This is a genomic window from Brachybacterium sp. FME24 (genome assembly GCF_014897705.1).
GTDB lineage: Bacteria > Actinomycetota > Actinomycetes > Actinomycetales > Dermabacteraceae > Brachybacterium.
Genome location: NZ_JABUXV010000023.1, coordinates 60,353 through 70,645, shown reverse-complemented (window position 1 = coordinate 70,645; position 10,293 = coordinate 60,353). Strand labels below are relative to the sequence as shown.

The following is a 10,293-nucleotide window of genomic DNA, read 5'->3' as shown; positions in this document are numbered from 1 at the left end:
ATGACACTGGCCGACACCTTTATGGTCGGCGGCGCGGACCATGCCCCCTGGGCGATCATCCTGCACGCTGTTAGCACGCTGTCGATTCTGGCGCTGGCGGGACTCTCGATCGCCCGAGCAGCTCGGACGCCAAGGGCGACAAGGGGCTGACGCGCGGAGAGGTGCCACGCGCAGCGTCACGAGCTGCGTTCCAAACTGCTGCAGGACTTGTGGTGCAGCGTGTGAAACTGGCGTCACGCTTCTCCATGTCGCTCGGTAGTGCGGGGTGGCGCTGGGCTTTCCGCAATGTCAGTCTTCCTCGCTGAGCTCGTGGTCCTCCGCGTCTTGTGCCATGGCGTCTCGGAGCTCGTCGGCTTCCGAGACGAGTGCATTGACGGCTGTGATGAGATGGGTATCGGCCACGTCCTCGTGGAGCGCGAGTGCGTTCAGCACGGCGCGACGGACGGCTTCTTTCGCGAAGGATCCGGTGGTGCCTGCGGCAGCTTCGGCTGCCTGCTCGATCCCCCGCTCGGTGAAGGAGAGGCTGTTCCCGTACCGGGCGAAGAGCCGGCGACGGAGTTCCAGATCGGGGAGCGGGATCTCCACGGCGAGGTCGATGCGCCCGGGCCGGAGAGCGAGCGCTTCTTCGAGCACGCCGACGCGGTTCGTCGTCAGCACGAACGCGATGTCAGCGTCTTCGGCGAGGCCGTCGAGGATGTCCAGTACATCGAAGAGGATGGACCGTTCGCCTTCGCTGAAGTCACGGTCGGAGGCGACGAGGTCGGCATCTTCGAGAACGATGATCGCGCGACCCAGCTCCCGAGCTGCTTCAGAGGCCTGCCTGATGTGGCCTAGGGAGTCGCCGTTCAGCACGATCGCTGTGGTGTCCGCGGCGCGAGAGAGCAGATAGCGGACGGTGTGGGTCTTACCAGTTCCGGGAGGCCCGAACAGCAGGATGCCTCGCGAGAGATGCTGGCCAGCTTCGCGGAGCGCCGCGGCGTTCTCGCTCACCCCGAGCACTGACGCTTCAATGCGTTTAAGGCTTCCTTCCGGCAGGATGACGTCCCCCCGGGAGATCTGGGGGCGGGGATGGAATCTGATGTCGCCGTGTTCCGAACCGTAGTGGCTCGCGACGAAGCTGACCACCTGCAGACGGAGGGCTGACTGTTCACGCACGTGAGCGTCGATGCGCGAGAGCACGCCACGGGAGACGGCCGGATCTGCAGAGAGAACCTCAACTGCAATGGAACCCTCCTGATTCGGGCTGTCTGCTTCGGTTGCGAAAGCAATGACGGGCTCTCCGTCGATCTTCACCAGGCGGATGGCGTTGGTCGCTACGTGCTTGACCTCGCCCGGCCCAGAGGGCAGGGCCTTGCGGTCGACGGACCCCAAGCTGTAGTTGCCATATTGGTTCGACAGTATTTCGGAGAGCCCGTCGGGGTCGCCGGCAGGGACGACGCCGCGAAGGACCTGTGTCGCGGAGAGCGAGTCGAGAGCTGTGTCGACGTCAACCCACCTCCACTGCGGGAATTCTTGGCGAACCGGATCGAGCGAGCGAGGGCTGGCCCCCAGATGCCGGCCGAGCTCGGACTCGAAGGCATCCCGGTCCGGCCGCTCAGCGATCTCACTCATCGTGTCGAGGAACTTTTGGAATTGCACGGCGAAAGCCGAGACGTCGAAGTCGTTGGTCATGTCGTCGACCATATCTGCCGAGCTGGCCCGGCCTCTTGGTTCTCGTGGTGGAGTAGGTCGCACGGCTGACACTCGAGGACTCGGCAGGCGCGTCCAGCGTCGGCAAGCGCACAGCCTTCGCGCGGCCATTCTTGAGGACGGCAACGTTCGCCGGCGTGATACCGATGGCGTCTGCGAACTCGCCGGCGCTCATCCCGCGCTCTACCAGCACGCGATCGACCGTGATGCGGATTGTCATAACACAACCTCTTCAAGCTCGGTCCGCATCTCGATGGTGCCGCTCAGGAGCGAGCGCAGCACGAGTGCGACACAAGCGACTGCCATCAAGGTGCGGAAGGGGCTGCCGCAACGAAAGGTGACATCTGATCTGGCGTTAACGACTGTCGCTTTGGGATATACCTCAACGAGACACCCGCGAACGAGGCAAACCTGCTGTTCCGCAGGGTCCGAATCGAGGTTCTGGGACATGTCCGGGATCGGGTCTAGAGGCGAACGGGACACTCCCGCAGGTCCCGGGGGTGTTCCTGGCGGGTCGAGCGATCGCCCGGCTCAGCGCAGCGCCACGACGTCGACCTCCACCGCCTGCTCGTCGGGCAGGTCGACGGTGATCACTCGTTCCCCGAATCGCAGCTGGTGGGCGCCGGTCGCGCCGGGGCCCATGGCTCGCAGCGCCAGCGAGGTGAGCTCGCCGCCGGCCCACGCCATGTCCAGGGTGAGGCCCGGGCGGGCCCGCAGCCCGCGCACGGCGCCGTCGGCCAGGATCGGCGCGAGGGCGGGCAGCAGCTCGATCTCGCCGCGGTGACTCTGCACCAGGCACTCCGCGATCGCCGCGACGATGCCGATGTTGCCGTCGATCTGGAACGGGGGATGGGCGGAGAACAGGTTCGGGTAGAGGCCGCTGCGCTCGCCGTCCTCGGTCTCGGCGGGGCGCAGGAACAGTTCCAGCAGGTCCTGGACCTTCTCGGGGCGGTGCAGGCGTGCCCACAGGGACGTCTTCCAGGCGAGCGACCAGCCGGTGGCCTCGTCGCCGCGGGCCTCCATCGAGGCGACCACCGCAGCGGAGAGTTCCGGGGCGAGGTGCTGCGCCCCGGGGTACTCGAAGCCCAGATGGGAGACGTGCCGGTGCGTCGGCTCGATCTCGCCCACTCCGTCGAGGTGCCACTCCAGGATGCGGCCGTCGGCCCCGATGCGGGGGCCGGGGATCCGCTCGAGCGCGGCGGCCGCGCGGCGCACCACCTCGTCATCGGTGCGGCTCAGCAGCTCGGCCTTCGCCACCAGGGACTCGAACACCTCGCGCAGCAGCCAGCGATCCATGCCGGTGCCCTCGCTGAGGGCGACCGTCTCGCCGCCGGCGGTGATCCACTCGTTCTCCGGGGAGGTGGAGGGGAAGGTGAGCAGGGTGCCGTCTGGGCCCTCGTGCAGCAGGTCCAGGGCGAAGGCCGCCGCCTCGCGCAGGGCAGGCAGGCGGCGCTCGGCGATCGCGGTGGGATCCTCGCCGCTGAACGAGGCGATCGAGTCCAGTTCCCGCTCCAGCCACAGCCCGCCCATCGGCCAGGTCGCCCACTTGGGGTCGCCCTCGACCGGGTCGGTGTACCCCCAGGGGTCGGAGTTGTGGTGCACGGTCCAGCCGTCGGCCCCGTACAGCCGCTTCGCGGTCTCCCGGCCGGACTCCCGCAGCATGGCCACGTAGCACTCGAGGGCGCCGGCGGCACCGGGGACGTGGGCGATGCCGGCCGCCCAGTGGTTCATCTCCAGGTTGATGTTGACCGTGTAGTTCGAGTTCCACGGGGCGAGCACCTTCTCGTTCCAGATGCCCTGCAGGTTCGCCGGCGGCAGGCCCGCCCGCGAGGAGCTCAGCAGCAGGTAGCGGCCGTACGCGAAGGTCGTGGCCAGCAGCTCCGAGGCCTCTGAGCCCTCCAGGCGGAGAGCGACGTCCGACGCGGCCGGCAGCGGGGTCTCGAGGTGGCGCTGGTGCAGCTCCGCCTCGCCGCGGGCGAGCGCGGCCTCGGCCTGCTCCGTCGCCTCGGCGAGGGCCTCGGCGACGGGGCGATCCGGCTGCTGGCCCAGACCCTGCCAGGTGGTGACGATGGCGCAGACCACGAGCGCCCGCTCGCCCTCGTGCCGGGTGCGCACCACGACGGCGGCGCGGCCGGCACCCTCGGCGTCCCAGGCGAGCTCGGCCATGTCCTGGTGACGGGTGGGGACCCCGTCCGACGGGGCGCGCAGCACCAGGGAGAGCCCGTTCTCATCGTCCCGGCGCTGCTCCTCGATCAACGCAGAGGTGAGCTCGAGCTCGAGCTTCCCGCCTGGTGGGCACGGAGCGGCGTGCACCAGGACCTCGTCGGCCGCGCTCACGAAGGTGAGGTGCTCACCGGAGCCGGCGGTCACCACGTGCTCGGCGCGCTCGAGGTCGAGGGACCGCTCGGGGGCGACGTCGGCAGGCGCAGTGGAGGCCTGCGGTCCCGACCCGGGGAGCGAGACCGTCAGTTCCCCGACGGGCTGATAGGCCTGCGACCAGGCGGCGCCGAGCCCCTCGAGCGTCTTCTGCGCCTCGACGGTCCGGCCGGCCTCGAACTGTGCGCGGGCGCTGGCCAAGATTTCCGCGGCGTCCTCGCGGGAGGTGCGCCACCGCTCAGTGGTGGTGGGGGTGCCGGACCACAGCGTCGACTCGTTCAGGCTGAACCGTGCCCGCTGCGGATCACCCCAGACCATCGCACCGATCCGACCATTGCCCAGGGGGAGGGCTTCGAGCCAGCGCGTGGCCGCGCCACGCCGGGTGATGGTCGCAAGGGGTGTCATCGCAGGTCTCTCCTCGAAGTGTGGGGGACGTGACCGAAGGGCCGACGCCCTGGCGCATCCCTGAGCCGCCACAGAGATCCTAGGTCTACGTCGGGTCGGCGTCGAGAGGTCAGGCGCGACCCCTGTGCTTCGGCAGGAACGGAGCACACGCTTTCCCAACTCGCTTGAAACGATGCCGCCGTCATGGTGTACTGGGATGCACGGGGTGGAAAGCGGTTACCGTTTTGGGTTCGCATCACGTACAGCGCTCGTGCGTCGGCCGAGCATGAGCAGGTGCGGTCGCTGCCCTGCCCCACAGTCAGCACCGCCCGGCCGGCACTCGTCGGCCGTGGCCGGATACGGAGGAGAAGAGCCGCATGGCCACACGCAGGATCGGGATCATCGTCAACGGCGCCACCGGGCGCATGGGCTACCGCCAGCACCTGGTGCGGTCCCTGCTCGCGATCCAGGAGCAGGGTGGTGTCGAGCTCGCCGACGGCGATCGGCTGCTGCCCGAGCTGCTGCTGGTGGGACGCAACGAGGAGAAGCTGGCCGCCGTCGCCCAGCGCCACGGGCTGACGAACTGGACCACCGACGTCGACGAGGCCCTGGACAACGACGACTACGAGGTCTACTTCGACGCCCTGGTCACGAACCTGCGCGTCGAGAACCTCAAGAAGGCCATCGCCGCGGGCAAGGCGATCTACACCGAGAAGCCCACCGCCGAGACCTTCGAGGACGCCCTCGAACTGGCCCGCCTGGCGACGGAGCACGGCACCGTCAACGGCGTGGTCCACGACAAGCTGTACCTGCCCGGACTGCTCAAACTGCGCCGCCTGATCGACTCCGGCTTCTTCGGCGAGATCCTCTCGGTGCGCGGCGAATTCGGCTACTGGGTCTACGAGGGGGACTGGCAGGCCGCCCAGCGCCCCTCCTGGAACTACCGCTCCGAGGACGGCGGCGGCATCGTCGCGGACATGTTCCCGCACTGGAACTACGTCATCGAGGAGCTGTTCGGCCGCATCGAGGACGTCTACGCCCAGACCGCCACCCACATCGGGACCCGCTGGGACGAGCAGGGCGAGCAGTACGCCGCCACCGCGGATGATGCCGCCTACGGCGTCTTCCGCCTCGAGGGCGGCACCGTCGTGCAGATGAACTCCAGCTGGGACGTGCGCGTGCGCCGCGACGAACTGGTCGAGTTCCAGGTCGACGGCACCAAGGGCTCCGCCGTCGTCGGCCTGCACAGCGCCCACATCCAGCCGCGCGAGGCCACCCCCAAGCCGGTGTGGAACCCCGACGTCAAGGACGGCCACGACTACCGCGCCGACTGGATCGAGGTGCCCGACAACGAGCCCTTCGACAACGGCTTCAAGGTGCAGTGGGAGGACTTCCTGCGCCACTACGCCGACGCAGAGCGGGGCGGGCCGTCGTATCCGTACGACTTCCTCTCCGGGGCGCGCGGGGTGCGCCTGGCCGAGACGGGCCTGGCCAGCTCCGAGCAGGGCCGCCGCCTCTCGCTCGACCCCCTGACGGAGGCCTGAGCATGACGGATGCCCTGCAGCTCACCCTGCTGGACGAGGACGGCTCCCTGCGCCGGATCGCCCTGGACGAGGCGGCCGCCTTCGCACGGCCCACCTCGCCGCTGCGCTCGCGCGTGGTCTACGCCGCCGTGCACGTCGTGCCCCAGGCGCATGGCGACAACACCCCCGGCGCCTCGGCGAACATCGACTGGGAGGCGACCCTCGCTTTCCGCCGCACCATGTGGTCGCGAGGGCTCGGGGTCGCCGATGCGATGGACACCGCCCAGCGCAACATGGGCCTGGACCCGGCCGCGACCCGCGAGCTCATCGCCCGCACCGCCGACGCCGCCCTCGAAGCGCTCGCCGATCCGCAGATCTCGGCGGTGTTCCCCGCCGACGCGGCCGTGCGCGACCTGGTCGTCGCCGGGGTCAACACCGACCAGCGCAGCGAGCACGAGCTGAGCCTGGACGAGGTCGTCGCGGCCTACATCGAGCAGCTGCACGCCACCGAGGCCACCGGCGCGGGCGCCGTGCTGATGGCCAGCCGTCACCTGGCGCGCGTCGCGACCTCGGCGGCCGAGTACGAGGTCGTCTACCGCCGCGTGCTGGACGCCGCCACCGAGCCCGTCGTGCTGCACTGGCTCGGCACCGCCTTCGATCCCCAGCTGGAGGGATACTTCGGCGCCGCCGACACCACGGTGGCGGCGGCGACCCTGCTGCGGATCATCGAGGCCGACCCCGCGAAGATCCGCGGCGTGAAGATGAGCCTGCTGGACGACGCCGCGGAGATCGCCGTGCGCGAGCAGCTGCCGGCCGGGGTGCGGATGCTCACCGGCGACGACTTCCACTTCTCCCACCTCATCGTGGGCGACGGCACCGGCACCACCGAACCCGGCGCCGAGCAGGTGCCCGGCGAGTACTCCGACGCCCTGCTGGGGGCCTTCGCCGCCACGGCGCCGGCGGCCTCGGCCGCCGTGCAAGCGCTGGACGCCGGCGATCCGGAGGAGGCGCGCCGCATCCTGGACGCCTCCGAGGAACTGGGCCGCCACGTGTTCTCCGCCCCCACCTTCCACTACAAGACCGGGGTGGCGTTCCTGGCCTGGCTCAACGGCCACCAGAAGGCGTTCACGATGGTGGGCGGCATGCACTCCGCGCGCAGCCTCCCGCACCTCTCGCGCACCATCGAGCTCGCCGCCACCACCGGCAATCTCGAAGACCCGACGCTCGCCGCCGAGCGCTGGCACGCGATGATGCGCCTGGCCGGCTACGACCTCGCCCACGCGACAGGAGCTCCTGCATGAACACCCCACCCTCCCAGCGCCTGGGTGCCGGCACCCCGCGGCTGTCCCTGAACCGCTGGTCCTTCCGCACCACCCCGATCCAGGAGTTCTTGGAGGTCACGGCCTCGCACGGGATCGACGCCGTGGGCCTGTGGCGCCAGGACGTCGAGGAGATCGGGCTCGACGCCCTGCGGCGCCGCACCGATGACGCCGGTCTGCGCGTGAGCAGCCTGTGCCGCGGAGGATTCCTCACCGCGGCCGACGACGCCGCCCGCTCCGCCTCCCTCGACGAGAACCGCCGGGCGATCGACGAGACCGCCGCGCTCGGCGCTCCCACGCTGGTGATGGTCGTCGGCGGGATCACGCAGGAGGACAAGGACATCGCCGGCGCACGGTCCCGGGTCGCCGAGAACATCGCGGCCCTGGCCCCGTACGCGGAAGCCGCCGGCGTCACGCTCTCCCTGGAGCCGATGCACCCGATGTTCACCGCCGACCGCGCCGTGATCGCCACCCTCGACCAGGCCCTGGACATCGCCGAGGGCACGGGCTGCGCGGCCGTCGGCGTCATCGTGGACACGTACCACGTGTGGTGGGATCCGGCGCTCGAGCAGGCGATCGCCCGGGCCGGGGCGAGCGGGCGACTGCTGGGCTACCAGGTGTGCGACTGGAACCTGCCGCTGGCCCCGAATCCGCTGTTCTCCCGCCGGTACATGGGCGACGGGTACATCGACTTCCCCTCGATCACCCGCATGGTCACGGACGCCGGCTATACCGGGGACATCGAGGTCGAGATCTTCCACGAGGACGTGTGGGCCACCCCGGCCGACGACTCCGCCCGGATCATGGCCGAGCGCTTCGAGCAGCTGGTGCTGCCGCACACCTGAGGAGCGCTGCCCATGGTCAACTCCGCCCTCACCCCCTTGCGCTCCGCCTGGGGCTTGCCCGTGGACCATGCCGACGTCGACGGGATCGGGCCGGACGCCGCCGCGCGGGCGACACTGCCCGCGGAGCTCTCCGCCGCCTTCGACGGAGCCCGCGAGCAGCTCGCCGTCCCGCGGCTCTCGGCGGACGGCACACCGCCCCCACTCTCGGAGGCGATCCGCGAGGCCATGACCGCCCCGGCCCTCGCATCACGCGCCGAGCCACTGCCGTTCCCGCTGCTCAGCCAGTACGCGCGCTACTGGCGGGAGGGCGTGCGCACCGACCACGAGGACGACGTGCGCCGCCTGGGCATCATGGCCGGGGAGGCCGTGCTTGCGGCCGTCGCCACCGGGGAGCAGCGGTGGATCGACCGGGCGGCGGACGGGCTCCTTCTCCTGTGCGAGCTGTCCACCTGGTGCTGGGTGGCGCATGAAGAGGTGCATCGCCGTCGAGGATGGGTGCTGCCCGACCCCGACGAGCCGGTCGTCGACCTCGGGGCCGCGCAGACTCTGCACGTGCTGGCCTGGGCCGATCTGACGCTCGGTGCGTCGCTCGATGAGCGGGTTCCCGGACTGCGCGAACGGATGCGCCGCGAGGCGCGCCGGCGCGTCATCGATCCGTCCCTCGAACGCCGCGACTGGCACTGGCTGCACGGCGAGGTCAATAACTGGACCGGCTGGATCCACCAGCACCTCATCGCCGGTGCCCTGCTTCTGATGGACCGCGAGGAGGACCGCCGCACCCGCGACGCCGTGCTCGCGCTCGCCATCGCCCAGCAGGACCGCTATCTCGCGTCCTTCCCGGCCGACGGTGGCATCGACGAGGGCTTCAACTACTTCTGGAACGGCGCCAGCCGCCTGCTCGAGGCGATCGACATGCTGGCAGAGGCCTCCGGCGGGCTGCTCCCCGCCCGCGCCGCCGCGGACGTTCCCGTCATCGCCGAGCTGGTTCGGTATCCGCACCGGATGGAGCTGGGCGAGGGCTGGTTCGTCAATGTGTCCGACGGGCCGGCGCGCCCGGGCCCCCACCTGCCGTGGGGCGTCACGCACCGCTGGGGCCTGCGGCTCGGCGACGCCGAAGTGGTGGCGGGCGCACTCGCCCAACGCGGGGGCAGCGTGGCGCCGCCGCTGTCGCCGGAGAGCGGGCTGGGTCGGGTCCTCCTCGCCCTCGGCGACGAAGCCTGGCGCACAGGCCGGCGCCACGCGGACGGGGGAGAGGGCGATGGGAGCCGAGGGGCCGGCGCCCTCGCTGACCCCGCGCCGCCGCTTCCCGCCGAGACCTGGCTGCCGCAGGTGCAGCTGCTCGTGGCCCGGGAGCGGGCCGGCGACGCGCGAGGCCTCGCGCTCGCCGCCAAGGGCGGGCACAACGCCGAGTCCCACAACCATCTGGACGTCGGATCGGTGATGGTTGCGCTGGACAGCAGCCCGGTGCTCATCGACCTCGGCCAGCCGACGTACCGCGCGCACACCTTCACCCAGCGCCGCTACGAGATCTGGACGATGATCAGCTCCTGGCACACGCTCCCCACCATCGGCGGTCTCGAGCAGGGCGTGGGCTCGCAGTTCCGGGCCGAGGTGGTGCAGGCGCCCGATACGGACCCCGAGGCGGCAGGCCCGGAGGACTCGGCCCTCACCCTCGACCTCGCGGCCGCCTACCCGGCGGAGGCGGGGGTGCGCAGCTTTCGGCGACGCGCTCTGCTGCAGCGTGGGGCGGATGCTGTCGGCGCTCCCGATGTCGCCGGATCTGCCGTCGCCGAGGTCCGGATCGAGGACTGCTGGCAGCTGGAGCCAGGGCACGCCGCCCCGGGCGCCGCGGCAGTCACGGCCCACCACGTCCTCGCCGGTGACCTCCTCGAGCATGAGGCGGGACTGCTGCGCGTGCGCGCCCTCTCCGGGAGCATCGCGGAACTGACCTGGGATATGGCGCTCGGCGCGGGTGATCTGGAGCGTCGCCTCGTCGAGGATCCACTGCTGGAGAGCTCGTGGGGCGAGGCCGTCCACCGCCTGCGACTGCACCCGTTGATCGACAGGGCCACGGGCGTCGGCCGCCTCACCCTCACACTCCGCGCTGAGCGCTGAGGACTGTCGAGGTCGTCGACGGTTCCGGGATCAGTCGGAGCG

Annotated in this window: 6 protein-coding genes and 1 pseudogene; 4 read left to right on the top strand and 3 right to left on the bottom strand. The window is 70.6% G+C overall.

The features are described from left to right. Positions 1 to 288 precede the first annotated feature (288 nt). The 3 genes and pseudogenes from INT51_RS19785 to INT51_RS22440 all read right to left on the bottom strand — a co-directional run bounded on the left by INT51_RS19785 (position 289) and on the right by INT51_RS22440 (position 4,470). A complete protein-coding gene (locus INT51_RS19785) occupies positions 289 to 1,671 on the bottom strand; it encodes an ATP-binding protein (protein WP_193107132.1) in 1,383 nt (460 codons plus the stop codon). After that, a pseudogene (locus INT51_RS19780) lies at positions 1,668 to 1,909 on the bottom strand (helix-turn-helix domain-containing protein). Before INT51_RS19780 ends, INT51_RS19785 begins: the two are co-directional and overlap by 4 nt. 311 nt (positions 1,910 to 2,220) lie before the next feature. Further along, entirely contained in the window at positions 2,221 to 4,470 is a 2,250-nt protein-coding gene (locus INT51_RS22440; protein WP_226985969.1) for a glycoside hydrolase N-terminal domain-containing protein, read from the bottom strand. A gap of 356 nt (positions 4,471 to 4,826) precedes the next feature. On the opposite strand from INT51_RS22440, the gene INT51_RS19770 reads away from it, so the two are divergent. From INT51_RS19770 to INT51_RS19755, 4 genes are read left to right on the top strand one after another with little or no spacing between them, the layout of a single operon-like run. After that, on the top strand, positions 4,827 to 5,993 hold the full coding sequence (locus INT51_RS19770; protein ID WP_193107131.1) for a Gfo/Idh/MocA family protein: 1,167 nt from the start codon (positions 4,827 to 4,829) through the stop codon (positions 5,991 to 5,993). A gap of 2 nt (positions 5,994 to 5,995) precedes the next feature. Continuing rightward, positions 5,996 to 7,273: a DUF993 family protein gene (locus INT51_RS19765; protein WP_193107130.1), complete on the top strand. Its 1,278-nt coding sequence runs from the start codon at positions 5,996 to 5,998 to the stop codon at positions 7,271 to 7,273. Beyond that, positions 7,270 to 8,136 (top strand): sugar phosphate isomerase/epimerase, encoded by an 867-nt coding sequence (locus tag INT51_RS19760; protein ID WP_193107129.1) that lies wholly within the window; start codon positions 7,270 to 7,272, stop codon positions 8,134 to 8,136. Before INT51_RS19765 ends, INT51_RS19760 begins: the two co-directional genes overlap by 4 nt. A gap of 12 nt (positions 8,137 to 8,148) precedes the next feature. Further along, entirely contained in the window at positions 8,149 to 10,251 is a 2,103-nt protein-coding gene (locus INT51_RS19755) for a heparinase II/III family protein (RefSeq protein WP_193107128.1), read from the top strand. Positions 10,252 to 10,293 lie beyond the last annotated feature (42 nt).

What these genes read in the sequence shown, in the direction of transcription:
- INT51_RS19785 (WP_193107132.1), bottom strand. Translation starts at nt 1,671, where the DNA reads ATGACCAACGACTTCGACGTCTCGGCTTTCGCCGTGCAATTCCAAAAG.
- INT51_RS22440 (WP_226985969.1), bottom strand. Translation starts at nt 4,470, where the DNA reads ATGACACCCCTTGCGACCATCACCCGGCGTGGCGCGGCCACGCGCTGG.
- INT51_RS19770 (WP_193107131.1), top strand. Translation starts at nt 4,827, where the DNA reads ATGGCCACACGCAGGATCGGGATCATCGTCAACGGCGCCACCGGGCGC.
- INT51_RS19765 (WP_193107130.1), top strand. Translation starts at nt 5,996, where the DNA reads ATGACGGATGCCCTGCAGCTCACCCTGCTGGACGAGGACGGCTCCCTG.
- INT51_RS19760 (WP_193107129.1), top strand. Translation starts at nt 7,270, where the DNA reads ATGAACACCCCACCCTCCCAGCGCCTGGGTGCCGGCACCCCGCGGCTG.
- INT51_RS19755 (WP_193107128.1), top strand. Translation starts at nt 8,149, where the DNA reads ATGGTCAACTCCGCCCTCACCCCCTTGCGCTCCGCCTGGGGCTTGCCC.